Genomic DNA, 26,649 nt, shown 5'->3' on the forward strand with positions numbered 1-26,649 from the left:
CATGTTTTATAGCGCACCAAAAGAACACATTATCAATTGTTACGAATATAACGAAAGAAACATCAGAAAAATTAAACGTTAAAACTTTCTTTTATTTAGTTGGGTATCAAGTAAAATAGGAAGAGTAATTTCAAAAAAACAACCATAAACATCTGAAAACAAGAACAATAAAAATACGACCAATATAATTACACAAATAATTTCGCTTCGGAATAAACATAATAACGAAATATAACATCTTTATTTACCTTCACTTATTTACGTTTTATAAACAAAATGTTTTATATATTTACATTATGCTTCGAACGAAGTTAAATGCTAACTAATTAATAACACGCTGTTGACCTTAAGTTAATAAGACGATTCTAATGTTGCCCCTACTAAAAACCAAGTACTGAGTAAATGAATAACGAACCGTATTAACAATTTCAACTGCGTGACATATCTACATTATTATGAATAAACCAACCATTGGTCGGTTGAGGCTGCTCTGCTATAGCCTCTCGACTTTACTAATCTTTTTTTTTCTTTCCTGTCGTGACGACGAGGAAAGGGGGGAACAAACCCCACATAACCCTGCCAATCCCATTGTATTAACAAGCTTTTATCCGCTTGAGGGTGGCGCTCGAGAAAAGATTCTATTAGATGGGGAAAATTTTGGTACCGATGCGAGTAAAATTAAAGTCTACTTTAACAACGCCAAAGCATCCGTCATTTCTTCTAGTGGGGAAAGGATCTACGCCATCGTACCCCGCCTTCCGGGGGCGAACCCAAAAATTTCGGTGGTCATCGATGGAGATTCTGTAATTTACAAGGACGCCTTCACTTATCATACCCAGGCGCAGGTGAGTACCGTTACCGGAAATGGAGAAACGGAATTTAAACCGGGGGCGCTCTCAGCAGCGCAAGTATATGGCAAATATTTAGAGCTAGACGCCGAGGGAAACATATTTATGTCTTGGCGTGATGGTGGAACTTTTGGTGTGGCGCGGATTAATGAAAAACAGAACCTTGTCACCCCTTTGATCGAGGCCATCAAGGACGAGCTCGTTCTTTACGCAAACGGGTTAACGGTCGACCGAGCCACGGGGATGCTAACGGCTGCCCATGAATCGGTGAAAGAGGTCTTATTTACCTTCGACCCGCGGGAGGCATGGTACCCTCGTCAGCGTAATATAAAATTCTCTAAATCGGATCTAACGTCCATCGTTGATGCCGATCGATACAACAACTTTGTGACTTTCTGCCCCTATGATGGCTACCTCTACACGCGCTTTCGGGATGGCAAAATCGCCAAAATACATCCAGAAACTTTAGAAGCAACCATTGTCCATCAGGGCCCATATGGCTCCCAATACGGGCAGGCTATCAACCCCGCCAAACCATGGCTTTTATACATGACGCTACACTCAAACGCAACGCCTACGGAATTCAAACAAGGTATTTCAGTCTTAGACCTGCGTGACCCTGATGGATCTGGCGGATTCAAACGGCTTAACGCACCGGGTGGCAGCGGCTTCCGTGACGGACCGCTGGAAGATGCGTTATTCAACTATCCAAAAGACATAAAGTTTGACAACGACGGAAACATGTTTGTCGCAGACTATGGAAACCATTGCATCCGCATGGTATCGGCAGACAACATTGTAACTACTGTCGCGGGACAACCCGGTAATGCAGGCTACGAAGATGGTGGACCGGTAGAGTCCATGTTCAAGAACCCATGGGGCGTTGCCGTCAACGAGCAGGGCGATATCTATATTGCCGATTGGGGGAACGCACGAATTCGCAAACTAGTTATCGAATAATTAACCGAAAAACATAATGAGAATCATTCAAATTTTATGTCTACTGCCTTTGTTATGCTTCACGCTCACAAGAGCTATGGCGCAAGAAACAGAGCCCAAGCAGGTAAACCTTGAAGGTACGATTACGAGCGACTCTGGTGAACCGCTCGCGAACGTTACGATATATATCAAAGATAAACCCGATGGCGGTACTTCCTCTTCAGCGGAAGGAAAATTCTCCCTACACGTCACCTACGGCGACAAGATCGTGTTTAATTCGGTCGGTTACGACCCTACGGAACATCTCGCTGTTGAATCGGTAGACAATTTAACAATTGTCCTTAGCGAAACAAGCGCTGCCATTGACGAAGTAATTGTCGTTGGACTAGGGAACGAGCAGCGTAAAATCAGTTCTGTAGGAGCGATTACGACAGTTTCTACCAAAGATCTTCAGTCACCCGCAGCATCCATTTCCAACCTGTTAGGTGGGAGAGCGGCAGGTGTAATTTCACTCCAAGGCAGTGGGGAGCCGGGTGCAAATATTGCCGACTTTTGGGTACGTGGTATCGGAACCTTTGGCGCAAATAGCAGCGCGCTGGTACTGATCGACGGGTTAGAAGGTGATTTAAACACAATTGATCCAGCAGATATCGAGAGTTTCTCGATACTTAAAGATGCCTCGGCAACGGCTGTTTACGGTGTTCGTGGCGCTAATGGTGTGGTGCTTGTAACCACCAAAAAAGGTTTAGTGGACAAAATTCAAATCACCGGACGGGTTAACAGTACCCTGTCCCGGTTAAATCGTCTCCCGAAATACCTTGACGCTTATGATTATGCGCTACTGGCTAACGAAGCAAACATTGGACGCAACGATGGGCCGCTATACAGTGAAACCGAAATGGGAATCATTCGCGATGGACTGGACCCAGATATGTACCCGAACGTGAATTGGCAGGACGAAATTCTAAATGAAAATTTTTGGCGTCAGAGCTATTACGCGAGCGGACGCGGCGGTAGTGAAGTAGCCCGTTATTTCCTGAGTTTAGGTGGAAACAGCGAGACTGCAGCGTATAAAGTCGATGAAAATAGCGTTTACAGCTCGAATGTAGGCTACAACACCTACAATTACCGTATCAACTTAGACATCAATCTTACCAAGACAACGAAAGTTTATTTAGGATCAGACGGACACCTTGCACAGCTAAAACAACCGGGAATAGCAGATACCAAATACATTTGGGATGCGCAGTCCAGACTATCGCCATTAGCCCTTCCTACTCAATATTCAAACGGACTATACCCTGCGTTAGGTGAAAATGGCCGGTCTTCGCCCTACGTAATGATCAACCGCACGGGTAAAGCGCTAGATGAAACATACAAGGGAAAATCAACCTTGGCTTTAAACCAGGATCTTTCAGGCGTGTTAGACGGCTTAAAATTTCGCGCACAAGCGGCCTATGATATCCACAGCTTTTTCCAGGAACGAAGACGTGTTCAACCCGCTCTGTATCTTGCGCAAGGAAGGGATTACAACGGCGAGCTTATCATGCAGGAAGTCGTGCAAGAACAAAAAGCCTCCTACTACAAAATGACCCAACAATACCGTAAATACCATTTTGAATCCGTTGTTAACTACGACAAGAAATTTGGAGAAGATCACCGCACATCGGCACTTTTATATTATTACCTTAGTGACGCTAAATTCACCGAAGATGCGGTCAGCAATCTGGAAGCCATCCCGCTACGCTATCAGGGTGTGTCCAGCCGTTTTACATATGGATTTCGAGATACGTACTTATTAGATGTAAACTTTGGCTATACAGGATCCGAAAACTTTCAGCCGGGCAAACAGTATGGTTTCTTTCCTTCGGTTGCTGTCGGCTGGGTTCCGACCGGTTATAAGTTCTTGCAGGAAAACGCGCCATGGTTAAATTATTTCAAAATTAGAGCTTCCTACGGTACGGTCGGGAATGATAGAATCAGTAGTATCCGTTTCCCCTACCTCACCAAGGTAAACGTCGGTAATGGCAATATCTGGGGTGTCCCGGGACTAGAGACGATCAATGAAACCCGAATCGGCGCCGACAACCTCGAATGGGAAAGAGCGATAAAATCAAACTTAGGGATTGAAGGAAAACTCTTTAACAACAGACTGGATTTCGTGATCGATTTTTTCAAAGATCAACGTAATGGCATTTTCCAACAACGTGTCCAGGTCCCCGAATATGTTGGTGTTATTTCCAATCCTTTTGCAAACGTAGGGAAAATGAAAAGCGTGGGTGCTGATGGAAACGTGAGTTACAAAACACTTGTTTCACCGGACTTCGACTTTACCCTACGCGGAAACTTTACATATTCAAAAAACACCGTGCAGAACTGGGAACAGGCATACCTCGAATATCCTTACCTGGAATACAACGGCTATCCCCACAAATCCATTCGCGGGTATCAAGCCATCGGACTGTTTGCCAACGAAGATGATATCAAATATAGCCCGCAGCAGACTTTCGGAGCGGTGATGCCAGGCGACATCAAGTATAAAGATGTGAACGGCGATGGTTTGATCGATAAGCTTGATATGGTACCGCTATCGCATAGCAACTACCCGCTATTAATGTTTGGGTTTGGTGGCGAGTTTCGTTACAAAGACTTATCATTAGGCGTGCTTTTCAAAGGCACCGGAAAGACATCGTTTTTCTACGGCGGCATGGGCTATGCGCCGTTCTCTAATGGCGTCGAAGGAAATGTTCTTTCGATGGTTGGCGACCCACAAAACCGGTGGATTCCAATGGACTACGCCCTAGAAAACGGCATAGATCCAGCGCTTGCAGAAAATCCAAATGCGCGCTTTCCACGACTGCAGTATGGCGCCAACACGAATAACAACCAAACTTCTACATTTTGGCAGGGCGATTCTCGGTACATTCGACTGCAGGAAGTGACCCTAAGTTATCATATCAGTCCTAATTTCCTAAAAAGGGCAGGTATTAATTCTATGGATTTACAATTCATAGGTAACAACCTTTATATATGGGATAAAGTGAAAATTTTTGATCCAGAACAAGCAGCAGATAATGGCCGTGTGTATCCAATACCAACGACATATTCTTTACAGGTATATTTAAATCTTTAACCAGCCTAAAGACAAAAACATGACAACCTCAATAATAAAACGCATAATAGGAGCAGCTTTGATCATCCAGCTGCTGGCAGTGGTTTCATCGTGCAAAGATTATCTCAACATTGATGAATACTTTGACGATGAATTTAATATAGATTCAGCTTTTTCCAATGCACGTAACATTGAAGCTTATATGTGGGGCGCGGCCGAAATGTTCCCTGACGAATCACAGACCGTCCGCCTTGGGTTTACCCCTGGTCCGATGGCCACCGATGAAGGCTTCAACGGACTCACGGGGGGTGGAAGTAACAATGTTTATTACGGGATGGATTTTGCTACCGGCCGTATTACCTCTGACTTTTTTGGCGATAGCTCTCCAAATCTTAATCAATGGGGAAGGTATTATAAAATCATCCGCAAATGTAATACGATCCTTCAGAATCTAGATACACCACGCGATCTTAGCACGGAAGCACGCCTACGTGTCGAGGGGTATACCCGCTTTATTCGCGCTTACGCCTACTACAATATTTTAGTCGACTATGGCCCGCCGATCTTACTTGGAGACGAGGTGGTAAATACCAATGAGCCTATCGAATATTACGATCGCACCCGGGCGACGTATGATGAAGCTATGAATTATACTTGCGAAGAGTTCGAGAAGGCTGCTAAACTCCTGCCCCCGGAAGTATCCTTACTGGACTTCGGGCGCCCAACACAAGGCGCGGCCTATGCACTTATTGCTCGGTTGAGGCTCATACACGCGAGTCCTCTTTTTAATGGTGGGCCGGTAGCAAGTTCCTATTTTGGCAACTGGAAACGAAAAACTGACGATCAGTATTACGTGAGCCAACAATATGATGATAGCCGCTGGGCTGTTGCTGCCGCAGCAGCGAGAAGAGTGATGGATCTCGGGAGATATCGTCTTTATACGGTACCCAAAGATGATAGCACCCCCGAGCTGCCAGACGGCGTAACTTCCGATCCTAGCTTTTATAGCGAATACCCCAATGGTGCTACTGGAATCGACCACTTTAAATCGTATTCCGATATATTCACCGGGGAAGCGGTTGCCGCAATCAACACCGAGCTTATCTGGGGAAGAAACACCAATTACTTGAACACTACAATCAACCAAGGAGCTTTTCCACCGTCGCTCGGCGGATGGGGCCGTTTCTGTGTGACGCAAAAAGTTGTCGATGCCTACCTAATGGATGACGGTCGCACTAAGGAGCAGGCTGCTAGCGATGGGTATTATTCCGAAACGGGATTCACAAGCGAGCCGCGTAATTTTTCAGGATATCCACTAAATTCGGGTGTTTATAATATGTACGCCAATCGTGAAATGCGTTTCTATGCGTCGGTAGGCTTCAACGAAGCGGTGTGGCAAGCGCTCTCCAGCACCTCAATTAACAACTATACAGCAAAGTATTACTACCAAGATGCCGATGGTCGTGGCGGCGTGAACGCGTCCTCGCCAAATTACCCAATCACCGGGTACGTAATAAAAAAATACAACCATCCGATGGACGGAATATCTGGAACAGGATCGCGCTTTGTAAATAAAGCCTATTCTATTATAAGGTATGCCGAAATTTTGCTTTCTTATGCTGAGGCCTTAAACAACCTACAAGGTAGCCACACGGTAACCCTTGGTGAGAAACAGTATACGATGTCCCGAAATACCGAAGAGATTAAAAGCGCTTTCAACCAAGTACGTTATCGCGCCGGTCTTCCGGGATTATCTTCGGCACAGCTGGGTAACACTGCGGAGATCCAAAAGCAGATTGAGCGCGAACGCATGGTAGAATTTCTGTGGGAAAATAGACGTTTCTATGATGTCCGTCGATGGGGAATTTACGAACAGACCGAACGCGAACCAATCCGCGGAATGAATCCCGATGGAGCGACCAAAGAATCATATTACCAACGTGTCATTCCGGGCTCTTCGTCGTTCCTCACGCGAACCGTAGACAAGAAACTCATTTGGGTACCGATTCCACGGGCAGAATTGAGACGGCTGCCATCATTGGATCAAAATCCTGGATATTAGGTTAACTCATAAAACAGAAAAAGATGAAACGAAGATATATAGCATTTCTCGCCTTTGCCACGTTATTCTCCGCCTGCAAGGACAACGAGATTTTCGAAAGGGAGATGTACAAAAATGTAGTGGCGCTCATCAGCACCAATTACTACAACACTTTTGAAGAAGTGGTTCCGCTGACCGGCGAAGAAGCAACAGGATACATTGTTGCTTCGGTCGGGGGCACGCATACCCCGACAAAGGACCTAGTCATCGAGGTACAGGAGGATCAGGCTCCTTTAGACGCATACAATTGGGCCCTATTTGACGCTGATGAACGCCTATATGCCAAGATGTTACCGCCGGACAAATACGAGATTGCGGACTATAAGATACAAATCAATGCCGGCGAGCGTACTGGAAGAACTATGGTCACGATACGCCCGGACGGCTTATCTCCAGATTCAACCTATTTTATTGGCTTAAAAGCCAGTGACGTATCTGGCGTAGAGTTAAACCCCGATAAAAACACAATCCTCTATCAGGTGCTTATCAAGAACGATTATGCATCGCAGGCACAGGAAAACTTTTATTCCATGACAGGTATCCTCGACTCGATGGTCACTGCTGGAAATAAAGAGATGTTCCCCTTGTCGCGCACCACTTCGCGCATTATTGCAGGCAATGAATCCTTCGAACGCAATGAGGAGGATATTTATAAAACCTCCATCACCCTGCAAGTAAACGAAGGCGGTAGCGTGACGATAGAACCTTACGGCGACATTCAGGTGAGACAGATAAACGATGACCCCAACTACCCAAACACATACGAATTGCAAGAAATATTTGGGCGCAAATTCAACGTGTTCCTGCTATGTTATGAATATACGATTGGAGAAACGACACACTTGATGCAGGAACGGCTTGAAATCCAAGTGAAATAGCAAAACCAAGTCGATGTTATTTAGGTGCCGCATTGTGAAAATCAATGCGGCACCTAATATTTTTATGCCTATATGTATATGACAAAAAAGCGAAGGCCATTACCGATTTGCACCTCATCGTGCACAAACCGGTTCAATAACTATCTACGAATCTTCCAATAGTGTTGAAAGGAGCTCATCTAAACAAATCGTGGCATAGGTCGACTCTTGATCAGAGTAGGCATACGGCAGAATCAAATGATTATTATGAATAATCTGGCCGCATGAATAAAGTACATTGGGCACATAACCGTTACGCTCCTCTTCACTGGCAAAGAGCAGTGGCTTTTTCAATTTCCCGATAACTTTTCGCGGATCCTCCAAATCCAGCAACAAAGCGCCAATTGAATATTCGCGCATAGGGCCTACCGAGTGTGTGATAACTAGCCACCCTTTCGGGGTTTCTAGCGGTGAGCCGCAGTTCCCGACTTGTATGAACTCCCATGGATACTCCGGCTCCACAAGTAGCTCTATTTCTTGTTGCCAGTTGGTTAGCGTGTCTGAAAAAGCAATATAACTGTTCTCTCCCCCCTCTCGGCACAGCATTGCATACTTGCCTTTTATCTTCCTGGGAAATAACGCGCCGCCTTTGCCCACAATTTTCCCGTTGATGGGCTGCATTTTGAAAGTCACAAAATCTTTAGTCGAGAGCAGCTTAGGAAGTATCGACCGCCCATCGTACGCCGTATAAGTAGCATAATTGGTGACCGCACCTTTATCACTAATGAAGCGAACAAAACGGGCGTCTTCAATCCCATTTTTTTCGGTATCGCTGATGGGGAAAATAACGCGTTCGGAAACTGATGTATCGAGCGAATAGCTGATTTCATAATGGGAAGATGCCAGCCACAATATCTGTTGCATGAGCACCTGGCTGTCGTGACTTAGCTCATTCTCTGTTTTTAGCTGTTTAACAAAAAGAACGAGTTCATCGTAGATAAACGTTTCGGTAAATTTCTCATCGATCAGCCGATAAATTTCATCCTCGGGCTGATGAAGCTGTACGAGCTTTTCAAAAAAATCAACTTTCTTATAGCGGTAGTTTTTAATATGCTTTGGCTTTTCCAGAAGCACGCCCACTTCATCCATGCGGATATCTAAATTCTTATCGATTACCGCTGAACGAAACACGATGGATGAAAGATGCCCCTCGCCTACCGCACGAAAGCTCAATAGTACGCGCCGTTCGGTTTCTTGTATTTGTGATTGGTCTGGGGAGAGGACGATTGAGGGGTTAAAATATGCGGCTGCTTCTATCGAATACTCCATCGTGAAATACGAGCCGATCAGCATGCGATCCACATTGGAAAGCTCCTCATTATTTATACCCAGATTCTTGAGTACGGGTACCACGAGTTTGAAGTTTCGTTCAAGCACGTTGAGCAGGGATCGGTGGCGACGGGCATAATTCCGTAGAATCTGCGAGAGGAGGGCTGATTTATCTTCCTCGGATAGCCCTAACACGCGGCCTACAATTGTCTTTATTCTATCGGGGCCCAAGTTAAAACGCCGCGCAAGCACGCGGTCCATTTTAGGTTTAAAAAAAATATTCTTGCGATTAACTGTTATTCCCATAGATTATAGCGTTTTCAAACATAGATTTTTTAGAAAACATATATGCGCGCAAGTTGTTCGCACAAATTTATCTTTATTTTTTTTTAGTGAAACTTTATTGCTGACGACCATGTTCTATATATAGAATACTAGAAAGTGTCTTTATATTTTTATACAACAAAATGAGAATCGTCATAATAGGAAGCTATCCACCCAGAAAATGCGGAATTGCAACATTCACCCATGATTTATACCAGTCCCTTACCTTGCAGCAGCAAGATGTTGAGATCTGCGCAGTGATGGATGGTACAGAAAATGATTTCCCCCGCGAAGTTACTTGCCGCATATCCAGGGATATTGAAGCAGATTACATAAACAGTGCTAAGGTGATCAACAGTCGAAATTATGACTGCTGTATCATCCAACATGAATTCGGCATTTTTGGTAATAGTGCGGGTGATTTTATTTTATTATTGGCCGAAAAACTAAAAATTCCAATAATTACAAATCTGCATACGGTTTTAGAAACACCAAACAGAACGGAACACGTTGTCTTAAAAAAACTTGCAGCATTGAGCAGTATAGTCACAGTTATGACCTATCGCGCTATTACGATGTTAAAAACCGTTTATGATATTTCTCCATTAAAAATTAGGATGGTTCCGCACGGTATTCCGGAATTCACAATTACGTCCAAACAAGCAAGGGAAAAACTAGGGTTAGAAAACAAGAAAGTGATGCTTTCTTTTGGCCTACTAGGGCCCAGCAAAGGGTATGAAGTGGCAATTCAGGCAGTGGCAAAGGTTGTCGATAAGGATTTCGTATATATCATCTTGGGAGCTACGCATCCTAACGTACTGTTACATGAAGGCGAAGCCTACAAAGATCGGTTAACAAAACTCACGGCTGATTTGAATTTAGAACGGCGTGTAACCTTTGTCAACGAATATGCGAGTGAGGAGCTACTACAGACTTACTTGAAAGCCTGCGATATTTATGTAACACCGTATCCAAACGTTAATCAAATGAGTAGCGGAACGCTGACATTCGCGCTCGGGGCAGGAGCCGCCGTGCTATCAACCCCGTATTGGTATGCGCAGGACCTTCTGGCCGAAGGAAGAGGCGGTTTGTTTGATTTTAATGATGCAAATGGACTCGCTCGCTCCATCAATGCATTACTTACTAACAACGAACAAATGAATAGCTATCGCCAAAAAGCCGCCGCCTTTGGAGAAACAATCTCCTGGAGAAATATAGCTAAAATGCAGATTGCATTGATAAGGTCCCTGATGATGGAGCGAAAAAAGACTTCCCAAAAAATACGTAATCTAAAAAGATTTGAGCTCAGAAGCAAGGCCAACGGCGGGACCGTGCGTTTCTCCGCGGGAAAGATCGGCGAAGATAGGAGATCAACGATTTGAAACCCGAGCCAAGCACAAAACGTCTAGCACTTTTTTTTGAACAACATCCCGCGCTGGACATCAGCTACCTTGAACGGCTAAGTTCTCCAACAGGTATCTATCAACATGGAAGTTTTAATATACCTAACTATCATCATGGCTATTGTTTAGATGATAACAGCCGAGCATTGTTATTGTTGGTTAAAGCGGAGGGAATAAGTACATCGTTTCTAAATCACCCGCTTTTAAGCACATACTTATCCTTTATCTTTTTTGCGCAAAATGAGGATGGTACTTTTAAAAATTTCATGTCTTTTGATCTTAAATTTCTGGAAAATAAGGGATCAGAGGACAGCACCGGGAGGGCCATTTGGGCTATAGGAAGCCTATTGGGAAATGCACATTTTGAATCTTATCATTCTATTTCAAGAGAAATTTTCGATAGATCGCTGGATCGCCTGCTAGATTTTCGTTCCCCGCGTGCGGTGGGATATTGCTTACTGGGCATACTGAAGTTCATCGAAGCAAACCCATTGGATTCCCATGCGAGGAATGTTGCCCATGCCCTTGCAGATTTTCTAGAAGCCGAGTTCGACGCGTGCGATGGTCATAATTGGCCTTGGTTTGAAGAAATTATATCGTACGATAACGCAATATTACCCCTTGCCATGTTACGAGCAGGACGGATTATGAAAAATCAGCGGTGGACAGAAATCGGCTTCACAGCTTTTACGTTCCTGGACACCGTTCTGTTTAGTAACGGGCAGCTATCGATGATTGGAAACCAGGGCTGGTATCCAAAAGGTGGCGAAGTTAGTCGCTCGGGCCAACAACCAATCGAAGTACCCAGCATCATGTTACTTTACCGGGAATTATATCGTCTAGAAAGCAATCCGATCCATTTAGCGAAGATGCAAAGGGCATTCTTATGGTATCTAGGAGAAAATGACCAAGAACTGTCTGTTTTCAACCCTAGCCAAAAATCCTGTTATGACGGTCTTGAAGAGTACGGAGTCAATAAGAACCAGGGCGCAGAGAGTAATATTGCCTTTTGGACGGCCTATATACTTGCCAAGGGAATCGACACATTATGCGCAGACTGCTCCGTTAAAACAAAAGCTATTATCAACAAACCTTTGTAGCCTTGCTCAATAAACAGTTAACTATGGCAAAGTTAGAACGATATAATCAGAAAAGAAACTTCGAAAACACCAATGAACCCCAAGCAAACCCGAAGAAAAAGGCTTCAAAGAAGCCTTCTTTTACCGTGCAGCGACACCATGCCTCCAGACTTCATTACGATTTCCGTCTGGAGGTTGATGGCGTGCTAAAAAGCTGGGCCGTTCCAAAAGGTCCGTCATTAAATCCAAAAGACCGCAGGCTTGCTGTGCAGGTCGAAGATCATCCGCTAAGCTACGGAAGTTTTGAGGGAGCGATTCCCAAAGGAAACTATGGTGCTGGAACCGTTACTATTTTTGACAGCGGAACCTTCGACTATGAGGAGAGCAAAAACGAAAAGGAATTTTTAAGCCAGTGGAAAGAGGGCTCAATTAAATTTACTCTACATGGAAAAATTCTTCAGGGCGGTTTTGCTTTAGTTCGCATGAAAACCGATGAACCCGACAATTGGCTATTGATAAAACACAAAGACGATTATGCTGTTGATAAAGCTTTTGATGCAGAAGAGCTCATCGCGCCAATTATTAAAAAAGAAGGGATAGATTTCAAAGAAAAAAAGGTGGCTAAGAAAAATGCCGCAGCGAACACAAAAAAGGCAAGCAATCCGGAGGAACTTCGGCCGATGCTTGCAAAATTAAGCAGTAGCCTTCCGAGCGATTCGGGATGGATATTTGAGCAAAAATACGACGGATTTAGGGCGCTCGCGGTTATTGAAAACGGGAACATTAAAATTGTTTCCAGAAATAACAAAAGTTTAAACGTAAAATTCCCGAGTCTACGCAAAGAATTGGAGGCCTTAAAACGGGATGCCGTATTAGACGGGGAAATCGTTATCGAAGATAAAAATGGAAAATCTTATTTTCAGCTTCTTCAGTCGGGAGAGCCTATCGCTAAAAATCTTCGACTTTGCTACTACGTCTTTGACCTTTTAAGGCTGGATGGCAACGATCTTCGCGATTTTCCGCTCTCCGAACGTAAGGAATTATTAAAACTGTTCTTAAAAAAAGCCAGTCTTAAATTAACCATCTATGTCAAGAGCTTGTCAATGAAATCTAACAAGCTGATGGACCACGCAAAAAAAATGGGTTGGGAAGGCGTCATCGCAAAGACGAATGACAGCCCCTACCTAGCCGGCAAGCGGGGCGACTTCTGGCAAAAGATTAAAGGACGAAACACACAGGAAGCTATTATTTGCGGTTATACCGCTCCACAAGGAAGTCGGGCACATTTTGGAGCGCTGGTGCTGGGCATAATGAACGGGGGGCGGTTGATCTATATCGGCAACTGTGGAACGGGCTTTAACGACGCCGCAATCAAAGATCTACATAGTAAGATGATCAAATTAGTACGTCGCACTAAGCCATTATCAAAGGGCGTAAAGGTTGCAAAAGAAAGCCAAGTAACATGGCTCGCGCCAAAACTTACTTGCGAGGTGTATTACGCAGAATGGACGAGCGACAAACATTTGAGACATCCTGTTTTCAAAGTTCTTCGTGAGGATAAAAGCCCAGAGAACACGCAGATCGAATTACATCAAACAATCAACAATATGGAAAAGGAACGGAATATAACATATGGAAGAAAAACGGTTTCCTTAACAAATCAAAACAAAATATACTGGCCGCACGGCGATATCAAAAAAGGCGATATGTTGGCCTATTACGAAACTGTCGCGACGCATATTCTTCCCTACCTGAAGGATAAACCCATATCGATGAACCGTTTTCCGAATGGTATTAACGGACAAAGTTTTTTTCAAAAAGATGTAGCGCCAGATCAGCTTCCAAGTTGGATTAAAACGACGAAGGTACACTCTGAAAGTGGGAACAAGATGATTGATTATATGTTATGTAATGACGAAGCTAGTCTGCTCTTTATTGCTAATCTAGGTTCTATAGAAATTAACCCTTGGCTGGCGAGCTACAAGAAACCCGAAAAGCCACAATTCGCCGTGCTTGACTTAGATCCCAATGGTGCAGAATTCGACGAAGTCATAGCAGTGGCATTATCGACCCACAAAATTCTGGAAAAAGCGAATGTACCCGCATTTATAAAGACCTCAGGATCTTCTGGATTGCACATTTACATGAATGTTAATCAAAAATACGACTTTGAGATCGTTCGCGATTTCGTGCAACTCATTGCCGAAATGGTTAATCAGCAACATCCAGATACCACCAGTCTAGTGCGCGATCCTAAAAAACGAAAAAAGTTGATCTATCTGGACTATTTACAAAATAAAAAAGGACAAACTATCGTGGCCCCCTATAGTGTACGCCCTAAGCCCGGCGCAACCGTCAGTGCGCCCTTAGGTTGGAAAGAAATCAATAAAACGCTGCGTATTGCAGATCACGATATTTTCACGATGCCTGAACGTATAAAAAATGTGACGGATCCTTGGAAAAAAATTTGGGAAAGTCCTGTAAATATAAAAAAAGCGCTTTCCTTTTTAAGCTAAGCTGACTTTTAATTTTGCTGACAGCCAGCCCCCTAAGTACGACATTAATCTTAGTGATGATTGCTGATCTTTTAGATCATATATGGGGTTCGCAGAATCATCAATAGGCTCGAATCGGAATCCAACTCTTACTCTTGCGCGTGTACCCTCCACATAGGCCTTCTAAAAAGGCGTAAATAACAAAATATACGAAAATCGTCTCTGGAGACTATATCTCAATCTTACAGTGAAAAGGGGCACGAAGTGGACCTCGTATGTTTTGACTGCGAATAAAAAAATCCCTCCCTCCGCGCTTTAGCAACGAGGCTTCGCGGATTGTATGGGTAAATAACTCGCGTCTGACCGCATCACTTATCATTCCCGAGCTAATACTCGTTATTCGAGTCACCCAGTTTGTAATGTCTTCAAAATTACATGTGAACCCTATTGGATCGAAACTTTTTACGTTTTATAATGTTCTTAAATTATGAGGGAATGGAGCTTGTCCCCATTCTGATGCAGGTGTCCGCCTGAGATTGGAGGTTTGATCCCTTCGGCGAGATCGAAAAGTTAATAAGACGCAATTTACTGTTTAAAAATTGGCATTAATTTCAGGAGTATTACATCGTAAAGACGAAATATGAATACAAAACGAACATTTGGGGCCTTTTTTAGTATACTAGGTATTATAGGCTTAATTTATATTGCTTTTCAGCTTATCAAGAGAACTACTACTCCCTCAATATTCGCTATTCTAGCAATAGCTGTGGTAATTTCCTTGCTTACCGGTATCGGATGTTTAATAAAAAACAAAAAAAATCGCCCAAATAAACGCCGATAGATATACTGTTTATCAAAGAAGATGCTAGAGTTTGTTCTCCGATCGAATATTTTGAACGCATTCGACTCGAGCGCGTCAACCAATTCCCATTTTATTCCACTTTCTATATTCACAATGGAGCATACATAACCAATAAATCTTTTCTGAGGTTGAATTATTGTTTCCGTTCGCGGAAGAAGAAATAGGATGACAGCAACGTAGCATTGACCAACACAGAGAATGCATTTGATAGAATAATTGGCCACTCTTGTCGCAATATACCGTAGATAACCCATGTAGATACGCCTGCCAAGAGGACGGTAATCATAAGCGGAGATAGATTTTCAACATCGCGTTCTTTGAGAACTTTTATAAGTTGCGGGACCATCGACACAGATGTTAATATTCCGGCCACAATCCCAATTATCATTTCCATATGTAGAAAAATAAATATTTAATTACCTTCCTCCTCGCTCATTAACGATCAGGGTCTTTACATGCGAGGCAAATATTTCAGCCTATGCCTTCAACTTGGAAAGAACAGCCGGACCGCGATATGTCGCCACCAAATCTGGTATTCGAGGTCTTGCCGAATCGTTTCGCAAAGAAGTTAATCCGTATAATTTACGCATCTGTTTAATTGCACCTGGCTCTGTTGGAAGCGATATGCAGCCCTCCTCGCCTAAGGGGAGAAGGAAGCACAGAGCAAACTAGAAATGCTAAACGCTGGAGCAATGTAATGGATAAAAGACAATACTATCGGGCAGCCATGAAGACATTATAAATAATAACCATCTCTTATATATGCACAACACAAACCGAAATGTTGTAAATCTAATTGGGGCGCATGGCGGGTAATAGCTTTAAAATGGAGACAACTTTCTTCAGCTCGACTCCCAATAATTATAACACGCAGAGGATCAAATAGTGAAACTACCATTATATAATTTTAAGCTAGACTCGCTTTTAGCTTGGCCAGCAAATCCGAGGCTTTGGTATTTTCGACATTGATCTTGCGTATTGTTGCCCGCTTACCAGAACTTTTCTGTTTGATAATCTTCAGTAGCTCTTTGGAATACTCATTCTTAAATTTGGTTATGTCAAATTCCTTGCTATTAGATTTTATCAGCTTAAGCGCCATGTCCATTTCGGCTTTCGAGATCTTGGCGCTACTGGGCACCGTTAGCTCGGAGGGATCGCGAATTTCTTCTTCAAAACGGATCTTGTTTAGGATAAGCATGTTGTTTGAAGGCTTGAGGACCACTAAATTCTCTACACTGCGCATCACAAAAGAACCTAGTCCTGCTGTTTTGCTCTTTTCCAGGGCCTTTAGCAACAGCTGATAGGCTTTGGTGCCCGATTTCTGAGGCTCGAGGTAGTAGGGCGTATCGAAATAGATGCTGTCGATTTCCTCGAGCTTTACGAATGACTGCAGGTTTATCATTTTATTCTTTTCTGGCATTGCCTCCTCAAAGTCTGCATCTTCGAGCACTACATATTTATCTTTCAGCAAAAAGCCCTTCACAATATTATCCCACGGCACCTCTTTTCCCGTATTCTCGTTAACGCGCTTGTATTTGATATTCGCATGATCTTTCCGATCAAGCATGTCTAAATCAAGACTGCTTGTTTGTGTTGCGCTATATATCTTAATGGGAATATTCACGAGTCCAAACCCAATAGCTCCCGTCCAAATTGCTCTCATAATCTGTCATCTTGTTACCTATACAACAATAAAACAATGCAATAGTTCGTTTTACGACCAAAAGCCTTGAAAGCCGCATTTAGAACCTACAAAAAATATATAAATCCCTTAACGACGCCTCCGCCGATAGCCGGGGCTATTACAGTAGACGAGCCGAGCCCGCTATTGCTTAACAACTTTTCAATAGAGGTCATTTATAGATTTCGTTAATGGTTACCAATAGCACTAATCAACTCGCCTTTTCGCATTCCGTGCCGCCCGTTGAGTCCGTTTTTTTTGCTGGCCTCAGGATCATTCACTATGCGCGCTGCTTGCTCATGCCTTTCTCGCGAAGCGCTTCATACTTCGCATCATTTTTAATTCGATTGCCGTGATCTTTTGTCATAATATTCACTTTTATACATCCAGCGCGCTGAGTTTGCTGCTACTCTCTTATAACAAAATTTGGAGGCAGAAGGTTTGAAGAATTAGCAGGAGTCTGGATCGCGGCAAAATAGAAACGCCCCTAACATACTGCTTGAGCTAGTCTGCTAGGGGCGGTGGCGTAACTATCTTTCCCTTATTCTATATGTCGAGAACGAATCCGGGACAATTAGTTCTCGATATCAGTTAGAAAAATCGCTTTTGCTTCCTGGTCATCAAAACTCTCAATTTCGTTTAAGAGTTTCTTTTTCATCTTCTTTACGATATTTTTATAGCTGGGATCACTGTACACGTTGTGCATCTCGCGCGGGTCCTGTTTCATATCGAACAACTCCCAATTCTCCACACGCTTATAGTATCGAATAAGCTTGTAGCGATCATCAGCCACCCCAAAATGGGGGCTTACGGCATGCTCACCATTCTCAAAATAATGGTAAAAAAGATTCTTACGATGTTCCGAATTGGGTTTATTGAGCACGTGCACAAACGACTTCCCTTGCATATCTACGGGAACTTTCACCGAAGCAAGCTCGAGGAGTGTTGGAGCAATATCGGCATTAACGACTTTGGCGGATAATGTTGAATGTGGTTTTATTTTCCCAGGGTATTTCATTAGGAACGGTGTGCGGAAGGATTCCTCATACATCCAGCGTTTATCAAACCAGCCGTGCTCACCCATATAGAACCCTTGATCGGAAAGGTAAATCACAATGGTATTGTCCGTTAGATTTTTCTCCTCTAGATAATCTAACACCCGGCCAATATTTCTATCCATCGATTCGGCGGTATTTAGGTAATCGATCATGTAACGTTTAAATTTCCATTCCGCTAGCGCTTTACCGGTTAATTTTTTTGATTCCAGTTCCTGATATATCGGCCGATAATAAGCGATGTATTTATCGCGTTGCTCGGGGTTCATACGTTTGAAGTTCCCATCAGCCATCATCGCCTCTAGTGTAGGAAACATCTTCAGGTCATATCCCATCAGCATATCTTTGTCTATGGACATCTCTTGCTGCTTAGCAGCATCACGCGAGGCATAATCGTCGTAAAAAGTCGCTGGAATTTCAAAGTCCACCGAATCGAATTTCCCAAAATCCTGCGGATCCGGCATCCATGTTCTGTGCGTCGCTTTATGCCCCAACACTAAACAAAAAGGCTCTGTGCTCTCCTGCTGATCGAGCCATCCGAGCGCTTTGTCCGTAATGATACTCGAAACATAACCTTCGGTCAACTCGCGTCCCTCTTTACGAGAGAATACGGGGTTGAAATATGTCCCCTGACCGACCAATACGTCGAAATAATTAAATCCCTGCAACTTTTCGCCTAGGTGAATCTTACCCACCCATGCCGTATTGTACCCAGCGCTCTGAAGCTGCTTGACGAATGAATCTTGGCTGAAGTCAAACTCCGATGTTTCATTATCACGAAAACCATTTTTATGGCTATACTTCCCTGTGAGCAGGGTTGCTCTACTAGGACCACAAATCGAATTGTTCACATAAGCGTGAGAGAACAGTGCTCCTTCGTTTGCTATCCGGTCGATGTTCGGCGTTTTAGCGTACTTGGACCCATAGGCGCCTATAGTTTGGTAGGCATGGTCATCGGAAACAATGATCACCACGTTGGGTCTCTTCTGTGCCAAGAGCGAATAGTTAACGCTTAGCAAGGCAAGGTATAGTATAATGTATTTTTTAAGCATAGTTCTTCCTGTTTGGCTCTTAATTGCCGTAATTCTGATCTGTTAAAACGAAACCTCCATGGATATTGAGCTCGTTACGCGGTATAGGCATAGCATGTTTCTTTACACAAAATAGGCTTTTATCTTTCCTTTATGGGGCCGCTAAGCATCGTAAAAGAATCGACTAGGAGATTTTAACATCTTTAATGTCAAACATAATCCAAAACTAAGAAATAATTTAAATGATATCAAGTATTTGTTTTGACCCCGTTGCGATCGAAATGGCTATCAACGTCAGGCTAGGTCTTCCACATATCGTTCATCTACCTGTACAAACCTCGCGAAAAATAATGCCCGTAACGTATAATGCACAAAAATCAATAAGTCAGATAAATATTGAATTGAGCACTTTCTAGATACGGATTCGAGTACCGCAAAAACGGTAAAATAAGTACAAACTAGCGTCTTACGTAAGTCATCACACAATACTTTAAAAACTATTTCGTAAATTTATTGCGAAACGATTTTCGAGCCAATATTAAATCCCGCGTATAGCCCCGTATGAATATAAGCCATACGCTTACACGCAGCGAATGTGGAAATTTCACATCGCGAATTAAAATTAAAGCAAATGCAAAAAAAACAGCGCAAAGAGGTTTCAGGGCCTATTCGTGATAAGGAAAGAACTAAAAAGAAATTGATTGCGACAATCGGTAAAATTTTAGCTGAATATTCTTATTCGGAATTAACAATATCTCGTATTGCAACTGTATCAAACCTGAATCCGAAATTAATTTATCTGTACTTCGGTGGTCTTGATCAAATTATCCGAGCTTATTTAGAAGATCGCGGCGCTGCCACTGCTCTATCAGCGAAGGTAGCACTGAATATATTAGATCACCCCAATGATATCGTGGCTGAAGATATTGCCTTTTTCTTGGAAAAACAATTTGCGGAACTCATAGAAGACAAAGAATGGCAAGCTATTTTACATTGGGGCTTGGTCACTAAAAACCGGTATGTAAAAAAACTAATCGATGAACGAAATGCGCGTATCGATGCCATAGCCGATACTTTTAAAAAGAGCAAGGATCCAAATCTGCAATATTCTGAAAGCGCCGCCGAAATGGCAATCGTGGCCGCGGGTGCACGATTCCTGAGTATGCGCTCCAAAAACGAGGACACGTTCTTAGGGTTAGATATGACAGATGAGAACGACCGTGAGCGTATCTCCCGCGCAATTGACAAAATCATCACCGCAGAAAAGAATAGCCCGCTACATTAATCGTTCATACGATATTATAACAGGTTTATTTTCGGCCATAGGGATGCAACGCGAAGCACCTACTTATTTTTCCTTGCGCTCTGTAAATTCACAATTCTCGCAGGAGTTACTTACCTCACTGCGAATTGGTCGCATTTTTGCCTTGACTAAAATCTTTTCACTCGCTTATTTTACCTCACCTTGCGCACCTCGACGGGTTAAATGAGGCGGGTCATAAGCTAATAGGAGACCCATTAATTGATTAATAGACGCAACATTATGAATAGCAAAATCGAAGAGTTCTTTAAAAATGAAAAACGATGGAATGCTGAATTCCTCCTATTACGGGAGATTATCAGGGAAAACGAAGCTTTAGCGGAAGATTTTAAATGGATGCATCCCTGCTATACCCTCGGCTCTAAAAATATCGTACTCATCCACGGATTTAAAGAATATTGCGCGCTGCTTTTCCATAAAGGTTCTTTATTAACCGATCCGCATCAAATTTTAGTGCAACAAACCCCAAACGTCCAGGCAGCAAGACAGCTTCGTTTTACCAATACGGAACAGATAATACTTCAGGCATCGATCATTCAAGCGTATATTGCCCAAGCAATCCTGATCGAACAATCGGGCAAAAAAGTGACCTTAAAAAAGGCTATCGACTACCCTGTGCCGCCGGAATTTGAGCGGGCATTACAACAGGACAACGAGTTAAAAGAAGCATTTTCCGCATTAACACCTGGAAGGCAAAAAGGCTATCTATTCTATTTTCATCAGGCCAAGCAATCGCAAACGCGCGAAAAACGAATCGAAAAATATTATGAGAAAATCCTGAAAGGAATGGGTCTCGACGATTAAGCGCCTCATAAGTAAAGACGATCAGTTAAAAAAATCGCAATCTAAAAGCAAAGCCAAAACCTCATTTGATAAATCAATAAATTTGAAGGATTAACAATAAATTAACGAGTTTTAATTCAGCGACAGTGAGAATCGCGTGTGACTTTGGGTACTATTTATCCGCGAATGGAGCTTACTACTAAAAGCACACTTATAATCACAAGCCCCCAATACACGTAGCTATAGAATGAATCGCTTTTTAATCGGTGGTTGAGCGCCCGCCCAAAAAATATTGCAGGAATGGTCGTCAACAGCGATATGCCAAAATAGCTACCCACTTCACTGGTAATAAAACCTTTGGAATAATACGCCAGGACACTTACAATGCTTACGGGTAAAAAGTAGGCCTGGAGCGTCGCTCTGAACTGGGGCGCACTCCATTTTCTAAGATTGCCGTAAACCACTAGTGGCGGCCCGTTCAGACCATAAGCCCCTCCTAATACACCGGAAAGAAATCCACATGCAGCTAACCAGCGTTTTGATTTTTCGTTTTTGATCGCTGCGGGTTTACCTATCAGTGAGTATATCGCATATAGTGATAATAGTATACCAAGAACTATTTTGATAAGCTGTTCGTTCCCATAGATAAGAATGAGCAGTCCAAATGGTATCCCCAATAGCGCATATAAAATCAGCCACTTGGCACTATTAAAATGAATTTTTCGGTGGTCTTGAATAACAATTATAAGCGCAATGACTGCCGAGAGCATAACCGAGAGCGGAACCGCAGTTTGTGGTGGCATAAATAGCAGAAAAAGCGGAACAGCGATAAGCGATTCTCCAAAGCCTAGTGTCGATCGAACAAAAGATGCTAAAAAACTAATGAGTAGAACAAATAGTATGGTAATTGTCATGTGCGTTGAAGATCCTATCGTTTTCCTTGACAAGCATTAAATCGATATCAATACTCTAAAAAGTAAAAGTAGCAAAAGCTATTGGCATTGTAAATTTATACCGCACGAGATAAATATTGATTTAAGCAACGATCCCTTCCAATCTGGCTAGTTGCCGTTTTATTTCCTGCCCTTCGCTATTAATTTAACATTAATATCCCTATGTTAGCTTGATGAGAACAAAAACTGTAGCTATAGTAGGATGCGGTAAGCTTGCGAACATCGTTGTTCAGGCAAAAGCTAAAGGACTGTTAACCGATTATGAGATTATTGGCACCTATTCCCGGACTTTTGACAAGGCGAAACTGCTCGCAGAAAATGTGAATTCCGTGAGCAAGGCTCACTGCACGGCTTGCCACTCGATTGATGAACTGTTCGCGCTGAAGCCAAATTATATCGTTGAAACAGCCTCCCCTGCTTCCTTACGCGAAATCGCGCTTCCGGCACTGAAGAACGGATCTTCTATTGTCACACTTTCCATTGGCGCGCTGGCAGATGCCAACTTTTACAACCAAGTTGCCCAAACAGCGATGGAATATGGTGCACGTGTACACCTGGCCTCGGGCGCAATTGGTGGGTTCGATGTCTTACGCACGGTGTCGCTCATGGAAGCCAGCCAAGTCACGTTCGAAACCAAGAAAGGACCCAACTCGCTAAAAAACACCGACGTCTATCACGAAGATCTGCAGAACGAAGCGCGTGAAGTATTTAACGGCAACGCAATTGATGCAATTGCCCTCTTCCCTACGCGCGTAAATGTCGCTGTCGCCGCTGCACTTGCATCCACGGGGCCCGAAAACATCAACGTCTCGATAAACTCTCAGCCGGAGTTTGTAGGCGACAAACACCGCATCGAAATAGAAAGCGAACAAATCCATGCGGTAATCGACGTATACAGTAAAACGGCGCAAATTGCCGGGTGGAGTATTGTAAATACCCTACGTAATATTACTTCACCTATTGCTTTTTAACATAACACGCAATATTTGCGAGCACTTTTTCGCTCAGCCTATCGAAAGCTTGAGTCGTGCGGCCACTGGAGACGTTCATACATTCCACATTGGGATGGTTTAAAAACTCTTGGCCTCCTAACGCGCCTAGGGTGTCACAATATACACGGTTATCTCCAGTGAGCCATTTGCTGAAAGGCTCTGGATCCCATGCGGGAGATAACCCTGTATTGAAAAGTATTTTTCGATTTCCTAAATGTTGAAATTCGTCCTGATGCAGTAAGATTACGTTTTTATTTAGGCATGTGATGACAACCTCGCTTTGTGCAAGTAGTGCATCAAGAGGTAAATATTTATATCCTTTATCTTCGGATTCAGGTTTTCTTGTTCTCGAAAAATAGGAGATCTTCGCGCCAAAAAAATATAAAGCATCAGCGACCATACCTCCAGATTTCCCCAATCCTACTAGCCCTACTTTTAGTCCCGTAATTTCGCGAGGCGTGCCGCTCCACGGTTCGCGCGGCGTTCCATCAGCGCGGTTACCAAAACCATGTAGACATCGCACAAGTTCGCTCACTACATATTCTACGACGCCTTCGTCACCATAATCACGAATTCCCGTGACTTCAATGCCGCGAGAGTTTGCATAGTGAATATCAACGTTGGCACTTTCTGCAGAATATAGCGAGCAGCACATGCCAATGTATTTTACATTCGGGCAGTCCTGAAGGGCCTCACGTCCAAGGTATGTTGTGTAACTCAACAATACCGCATCAGCATCTCCGATACGCGCTATTATTTCTTCTACGCTAGTAGGAACATTGTCGTATGTCGTTACATTTTCCGCAAAAGTCTCAAGTTCAGTTTCCGCCGACGGAGTCAAATTCAATGGTTCTATTGCGACAAGCTTTTTGAAAATCATATTCAACTTATTTATGTTACGCCCTTAATCCGCCATTTATTAGCGAGCAGCGAGCGTTAATCCTTGTTTGTGATTAATACAAATTACGAAATGACAATTATAGCCTTTTTTTCGTTAATACGGCGGGATTCCAAGAAAACAGGAATATAAAGCGCGCGAAAAAAATATACACAGGCTATCAGTATGCAGGGGCGTTGAAAAATTAAACTCCGATTTTCAAAAAACGAATCTCCCGGGCGTGTATGCATGTGGCGATAATACAGGAATGATGCGCTCCATAGCAAATTCAGTTGCCCAAAGATCGTTAACCGGCGCCGTGGTGAACAAAGAACTTATCGACGAAGCGTTTTAGCCAGCTATACGTAGCGCGTTCATAATTCCAAAATCACGAATTAGTGACTACTTGTTTCCTTTTTACAAAGTTCGTGCATACTGCGGCGCATCGTTTACGGCATTAAAGAACAACATACATGCTTACAAATCGCGGATTGCTTAACCCACGATTTGTACGCGTGTATGGATTGTGCATCAACCTATGCTAGCTGATACCTGCTGCTAATGGCAATCCTATTCCACGCATTAATTCCAATTACACTCATAACAATTTCCGCAATTTGATTTTCGCTAAATAGCGCTAACGCTTTTTCATACGTTTGATCAGAGAGGCCTTCGCGATTAATTAAGGTGATTTCTTCTGTGATCGTAAGGACTAGTTTTTCCTCTTCGGAGAACACGGCCCCAGCTTCACGCCACGCGCTTAATAGGAAAATACGTCGATTAGTTTCCCCTTTTTCTAATGCTTCTTTGCTATGCATATCGATACAATATGCACAACCATTAATTTGTGAAGCTCGAATTTTAATAAAATTCTTGAGCGTTGTGGAGATTGTAACGTTAGAAAGATAGGTTTCAAGCCCCATCATTGCACTTAATGCTTGAGGCTCTCTCTGGGTGATGTTAACACGTTTTTGCATTTTATTCTTTTTTTAAATGTTATACAAAGATGGCAACTAGTACCCATAAGAAACTTAAACTAATTTAAGAAAGGCCGTCAAATGCCCGGGGCTGCATTTAAATACGAAAAATATTACATGGCAAGTCCAGTTTTTAGTAGACTACCGAGCGGTACGCCTTTTTCGAATTTCGCTCAAATATTCAGGTGTAAATCCAAGATAAGAGGCGATTAGGTATTGGGGAACCCGTTGAACAAATTCCGGGTACTTGTTTTCTAATTGGTAATAGAATTCTTCCTTGGATAGCGAGAAAAGGTATTTAACTCTCATTTGGCTGGCGGCATATGCCCTTTGATAAACAAAACGAAAATAACGTTCCATGAAAGGAAACCGCTCGAGAAGCTTCTCTTGATCGCTCCAACTTATATACAATAGTTCGGATTTTTCAACCGCCTGTATGTAAAATGCGGTGGTCGAGCGGCGCTCGAAGGCAGTGTTGTCGGTAAGCCACCATGTTTCTATCGCAAATTCCGTAGTTTGTTCGCCGCCCCTTTCGTGTATAAAAAATTTACGCAACAAACCTTTAGCGACAAAATAGTGATAGTTACAAATTTCATCTTCTTGTAATAAATTTTGTTTTTTAGCGACTGTCGTAGACTTGAAGAATAGAAGAAGTTCAGCAAAGTCTTCATCGTTTATTTGAACAAATTTTTCCAAATGATTTCTTAGGGTCTGGGGCATATTTATGTTCATCTATGACTCAAAGATAATAATTATCTATCACGAGGGAGATTTCATCAAATTGATTACACGCTAGACACTCGGCGGCAAATTTTCGATAAATAATTGCGTAACTTTGTAACAAACAGAAAGATCATGTCTATATCAAATGAATCGGAACTTCTCGGAATGAAAAGAGTAAGTGCTGCCGTAGCCCAAACGCTAAAAAAAATGCGCGAGCTCACTAAGCCTGGCATGAGCACCCAAGAGCTTGATGATTATGGAGCACGATTGTTAAGGGAACTTGGTGCAAAATCGGCACCCAATCTGACGTATGGTTTCCCCGGATGGACCTGTATTAGCGTCAATAAGGAGTTTTGTCATGGCATTCCTTCACACCAGACCATAATAAATCAGGGTGATTTAATCAATATTGACGTTTCTGCCGAACTCGACGGCTTTTGGGCAGACAACGGGGCCTCCTTCATCGTTGGTGAAGACGTACACCAACACCAAAAACTAGTGGAAGCTTCCAAAGAAATTTTGCAAAAAGCGATTTACCAGATCAAGGGCGGAGTAAAAATTGCAGATATTGGACATATCATGGAAACAGAAGCCAGAAAAAGGGGATTTAGCGTTATCAAAAACCTCGGTGGCCATGGAGTGGGCAGAAGCTTGCATGAAGCACCCGATGAACTTTTAAACTATAAAAACCGGTTTGATCAGCGCCGTTTTAAGAAAAATTCGATTGTTGCCATAGAAACATTTATCGCTACGGCTTCTACGTATGCTGTGGAGACGGGTGATGGGTGGACGATGGTCGGCAATAAGGGTGGATATATGGCGCAGCATGAGCATACTATCATGGTCACCGACGGCATACCTATCCTATTAACCGAAGCGAACGAGCTTTGGAATTAACGCCCCCGTT

21 protein-coding genes are annotated in these 26,649 nt (G+C 43.1%); 13 read left to right on the forward strand and 8 right to left on the reverse strand.

What is annotated here, in order from left to right; translation table 11 throughout:
- The first annotated feature begins 455 nt into the window (after positions 1 to 455).
- From FM107_RS14665 to FM107_RS14680, 4 genes are read left to right on the forward strand one after another with little or no spacing between them, the layout of a single operon-like run.
- Positions 456 to 1,808 (forward strand): IPT/TIG domain-containing protein, encoded by a 1,353-nt coding sequence (locus tag FM107_RS14665; RefSeq protein ID WP_086949232.1) that lies wholly within the window; start codon positions 456 to 458, stop codon positions 1,806 to 1,808.
- A 16-nt stretch (positions 1,809 to 1,824) separates the two neighbouring features.
- Positions 1,825 to 4,920 carry a TonB-dependent receptor gene (locus FM107_RS14670; protein ID WP_086949233.1) on the forward strand — a complete coding sequence of 1,032 codons (3,096 nt, stop codon included), beginning with the start codon at positions 1,825 to 1,827 and terminating at the stop codon, positions 4,918 to 4,920.
- Positions 4,921 to 4,939: 19 nt separating this feature from the next.
- Entirely contained in the window at positions 4,940 to 6,961 is a 2,022-nt protein-coding gene (locus tag FM107_RS14675; protein ID WP_086949234.1) for a RagB/SusD family nutrient uptake outer membrane protein, read from the forward strand.
- Between the two features lie 23 nt (positions 6,962 to 6,984).
- Positions 6,985 to 7,878 carry a BT_3044 domain-containing protein gene (locus FM107_RS14680; RefSeq protein WP_086949235.1) on the forward strand — a complete coding sequence of 298 codons (894 nt, stop codon included), beginning with the start codon at positions 6,985 to 6,987 and terminating at the stop codon, positions 7,876 to 7,878.
- A gap of 144 nt (positions 7,879 to 8,022) precedes the next feature.
- Here FM107_RS14680 and FM107_RS14685 read toward each other — a convergent pair whose 3' ends face one another.
- The gene (locus tag FM107_RS14685; protein ID WP_086949236.1) at positions 8,023 to 9,492 is read right to left on the reverse strand and encodes a glycoside hydrolase family 130 protein; all 1,470 of its coding nucleotides are present in this window, start codon (positions 9,490 to 9,492) and stop codon (positions 8,023 to 8,025) included.
- Between the two features lie 161 nt (positions 9,493 to 9,653).
- On the opposite strand from FM107_RS14685, the gene FM107_RS14690 reads away from it, so the two are divergent.
- The 3 genes from FM107_RS14690 to ligD are packed head-to-tail and all read left to right on the forward strand — an operon-like array spanning position 9,654 to position 14,508.
- Positions 9,654 to 10,892, forward strand: coding sequence for a glycosyltransferase family 4 protein (locus FM107_RS14690; protein WP_086949237.1), 1,239 nt, complete (start codon positions 9,654 to 9,656; stop codon positions 10,890 to 10,892).
- Complete coding sequence (locus tag FM107_RS14695) at positions 10,889 to 12,013, forward strand: hypothetical protein (protein WP_086949238.1); 1,125 nt, start codon at positions 10,889 to 10,891, stop codon at positions 12,011 to 12,013. Before FM107_RS14690 ends, FM107_RS14695 begins: the two co-directional genes overlap by 4 nt.
- 23 nt (positions 12,014 to 12,036) lie before the next feature.
- A complete protein-coding gene (gene ligD, locus FM107_RS14700; protein ID WP_086949239.1) occupies positions 12,037 to 14,508 on the forward strand; it encodes a DNA ligase D in 2,472 nt (823 codons plus the stop codon).
- Between the two features lie 974 nt (positions 14,509 to 15,482).
- Here the strand turns inward: ligD and FM107_RS14710 are convergent.
- The gene (locus tag FM107_RS14710; RefSeq protein ID WP_086949241.1) at positions 15,483 to 15,743 is read right to left on the reverse strand and encodes a SemiSWEET transporter; all 261 of its coding nucleotides are present in this window, start codon (positions 15,741 to 15,743) and stop codon (positions 15,483 to 15,485) included.
- Positions 15,744 to 15,817: 74 nt separating this feature from the next.
- Between FM107_RS14710 and FM107_RS20270 the strand changes: the two genes are divergently transcribed.
- Positions 15,818 to 16,021 carry an SDR family NAD(P)-dependent oxidoreductase gene (locus FM107_RS20270; protein WP_373408003.1) on the forward strand — a complete coding sequence of 68 codons (204 nt, stop codon included), beginning with the start codon at positions 15,818 to 15,820 and terminating at the stop codon, positions 16,019 to 16,021.
- Positions 16,022 to 16,256: 235 nt separating this feature from the next.
- On the opposite strand, the gene FM107_RS14720 is transcribed toward FM107_RS20270, so the two are convergent.
- Entirely contained in the window at positions 16,257 to 17,012 is a 756-nt protein-coding gene (locus FM107_RS14720; protein ID WP_086949243.1) for a Ku protein, read from the reverse strand.
- Positions 17,013 to 17,604: 592 nt separating this feature from the next.
- A complete protein-coding gene (locus tag FM107_RS14725) occupies positions 17,605 to 19,137 on the reverse strand; it encodes a sulfatase (RefSeq protein WP_086949244.1) in 1,533 nt (510 codons plus the stop codon).
- A gap of 221 nt (positions 19,138 to 19,358) precedes the next feature.
- On the opposite strand from FM107_RS14725, the gene FM107_RS19555 reads away from it, so the two are divergent.
- From FM107_RS19555 to FM107_RS14735, 3 genes are all read left to right on the forward strand, one after another.
- Positions 19,359 to 19,532: a hypothetical protein gene (locus tag FM107_RS19555; protein WP_179204504.1), complete on the forward strand. Its 174-nt coding sequence runs from the start codon at positions 19,359 to 19,361 to the stop codon at positions 19,530 to 19,532.
- 215 nt (positions 19,533 to 19,747) lie between these two features.
- Positions 19,748 to 20,401 carry a TetR/AcrR family transcriptional regulator gene (locus FM107_RS14730; RefSeq protein ID WP_086949245.1) on the forward strand — a complete coding sequence of 218 codons (654 nt, stop codon included), beginning with the start codon at positions 19,748 to 19,750 and terminating at the stop codon, positions 20,399 to 20,401.
- A gap of 258 nt (positions 20,402 to 20,659) precedes the next feature.
- Positions 20,660 to 21,241, forward strand: a complete 582-nt coding sequence (locus FM107_RS14735; protein WP_179204505.1) for a YdeI family protein — start codon at positions 20,660 to 20,662, stop codon at positions 21,239 to 21,241.
- Positions 21,242 to 21,396: 155 nt separating this feature from the next.
- Here FM107_RS14735 and FM107_RS14740 read toward each other — a convergent pair whose 3' ends face one another.
- Positions 21,397 to 22,134: a sulfite exporter TauE/SafE family protein gene (locus tag FM107_RS14740; protein WP_086949246.1), complete on the reverse strand. Its 738-nt coding sequence runs from the start codon at positions 22,132 to 22,134 to the stop codon at positions 21,397 to 21,399.
- 212 nt (positions 22,135 to 22,346) lie between these two features.
- Between FM107_RS14740 and FM107_RS14745 the strand changes: the two genes are divergently transcribed.
- On the forward strand, positions 22,347 to 23,144 hold the full coding sequence (locus tag FM107_RS14745; RefSeq protein WP_086949247.1) for an aspartate dehydrogenase domain-containing protein: 798 nt from the start codon (positions 22,347 to 22,349) through the stop codon (positions 23,142 to 23,144).
- Here FM107_RS14745 and FM107_RS14750 read toward each other — a convergent pair.
- The 3 genes from FM107_RS14750 to FM107_RS14760 all read right to left on the reverse strand — a co-directional run bounded on the left by FM107_RS14750 (position 23,131) and on the right by FM107_RS14760 (position 25,751).
- Positions 23,131 to 24,045 carry an NAD(P)-dependent oxidoreductase gene (locus FM107_RS14750; RefSeq protein ID WP_256959558.1) on the reverse strand — a complete coding sequence of 305 codons (915 nt, stop codon included), beginning with the start codon at positions 24,043 to 24,045 and terminating at the stop codon, positions 23,131 to 23,133. The genes FM107_RS14745 and FM107_RS14750 overlap by 14 nt on opposite strands.
- A gap of 533 nt (positions 24,046 to 24,578) precedes the next feature.
- A complete protein-coding gene (locus FM107_RS14755) occupies positions 24,579 to 25,019 on the reverse strand; it encodes a carboxymuconolactone decarboxylase family protein (protein WP_086949248.1) in 441 nt (146 codons plus the stop codon).
- Positions 25,020 to 25,160: 141 nt separating this feature from the next.
- Positions 25,161 to 25,751 (reverse strand): Crp/Fnr family transcriptional regulator, encoded by a 591-nt coding sequence (locus FM107_RS14760; RefSeq protein ID WP_256959560.1) that lies wholly within the window; start codon positions 25,749 to 25,751, stop codon positions 25,161 to 25,163.
- A gap of 123 nt (positions 25,752 to 25,874) precedes the next feature.
- Here FM107_RS14760 and map point away from each other — a divergent pair, with 123 nt between their 5' ends.
- Positions 25,875 to 26,639, forward strand: a complete 765-nt coding sequence (gene map / locus FM107_RS14765; protein WP_086949250.1) for a type I methionyl aminopeptidase — start codon at positions 25,875 to 25,877, stop codon at positions 26,637 to 26,639.
- Positions 26,640 to 26,649: the final 10 nt, after the last annotated feature.

Source organism: Sphingobacterium sp. JB170, assembly GCF_900163865.1.
Classification (GTDB): Bacteria; Bacteroidota; Bacteroidia; order Sphingobacteriales; family Sphingobacteriaceae; genus Sphingobacterium.

Bases quoted from the DNA above. Each gene is read 5' to 3' on its own strand.
- FM107_RS14665 (WP_086949232.1), top strand. From the start codon at position 456: ATGAATAAACCAACCATTGGTCGGTTGAGGCTGCTCTGCTATAGCCTC.
- FM107_RS14670 (WP_086949233.1), top strand. From the start codon at position 1,825: ATGAGAATCATTCAAATTTTATGTCTACTGCCTTTGTTATGCTTCACG.
- FM107_RS14675 (WP_086949234.1), top strand. From the start codon at position 4,940: ATGACAACCTCAATAATAAAACGCATAATAGGAGCAGCTTTGATCATC.
- FM107_RS14680 (WP_086949235.1), top strand. From the start codon at position 6,985: ATGAAACGAAGATATATAGCATTTCTCGCCTTTGCCACGTTATTCTCC.
- FM107_RS14685 (WP_086949236.1), bottom strand. From the start codon at position 9,492: ATGGGAATAACAGTTAATCGCAAGAATATTTTTTTTAAACCTAAAATG.
- FM107_RS14690 (WP_086949237.1), top strand. From the start codon at position 9,654: ATGAGAATCGTCATAATAGGAAGCTATCCACCCAGAAAATGCGGAATT.
- ligD (WP_086949239.1), top strand. From the start codon at position 12,037: ATGGCAAAGTTAGAACGATATAATCAGAAAAGAAACTTCGAAAACACC.
- FM107_RS14710 (WP_086949241.1), bottom strand. From the start codon at position 15,743: ATGGAAATGATAATTGGGATTGTGGCCGGAATATTAACATCTGTGTCG.
- FM107_RS14720 (WP_086949243.1), bottom strand. From the start codon at position 17,012: ATGAGAGCAATTTGGACGGGAGCTATTGGGTTTGGACTCGTGAATATT.
- FM107_RS14725 (WP_086949244.1), bottom strand. From the start codon at position 19,137: ATGCTTAAAAAATACATTATACTATACCTTGCCTTGCTAAGCGTTAAC.
- FM107_RS19555 (WP_179204504.1), top strand. From the start codon at position 19,359: ATGATATCAAGTATTTGTTTTGACCCCGTTGCGATCGAAATGGCTATC.
- FM107_RS14730 (WP_086949245.1), top strand. From the start codon at position 19,748: ATGCAAAAAAAACAGCGCAAAGAGGTTTCAGGGCCTATTCGTGATAAG.
- FM107_RS14735 (WP_179204505.1), top strand. From the start codon at position 20,660: ATGAATAGCAAAATCGAAGAGTTCTTTAAAAATGAAAAACGATGGAAT.
- FM107_RS14740 (WP_086949246.1), bottom strand. From the start codon at position 22,134: ATGACAATTACCATACTATTTGTTCTACTCATTAGTTTTTTAGCATCT.
- FM107_RS14745 (WP_086949247.1), top strand. From the start codon at position 22,347: ATGAGAACAAAAACTGTAGCTATAGTAGGATGCGGTAAGCTTGCGAAC.
- FM107_RS14750 (WP_256959558.1), bottom strand. From the start codon at position 24,045: ATGATTTTCAAAAAGCTTGTCGCAATAGAACCATTGAATTTGACTCCG.
- FM107_RS14755 (WP_086949248.1), bottom strand. From the start codon at position 25,019: ATGCAAAAACGTGTTAACATCACCCAGAGAGAGCCTCAAGCATTAAGT.
- FM107_RS14760 (WP_256959560.1), bottom strand. From the start codon at position 25,751: ATGAACATAAATATGCCCCAGACCCTAAGAAATCATTTGGAAAAATTT.
- map (WP_086949250.1), top strand. From the start codon at position 25,875: ATGTCTATATCAAATGAATCGGAACTTCTCGGAATGAAAAGAGTAAGT.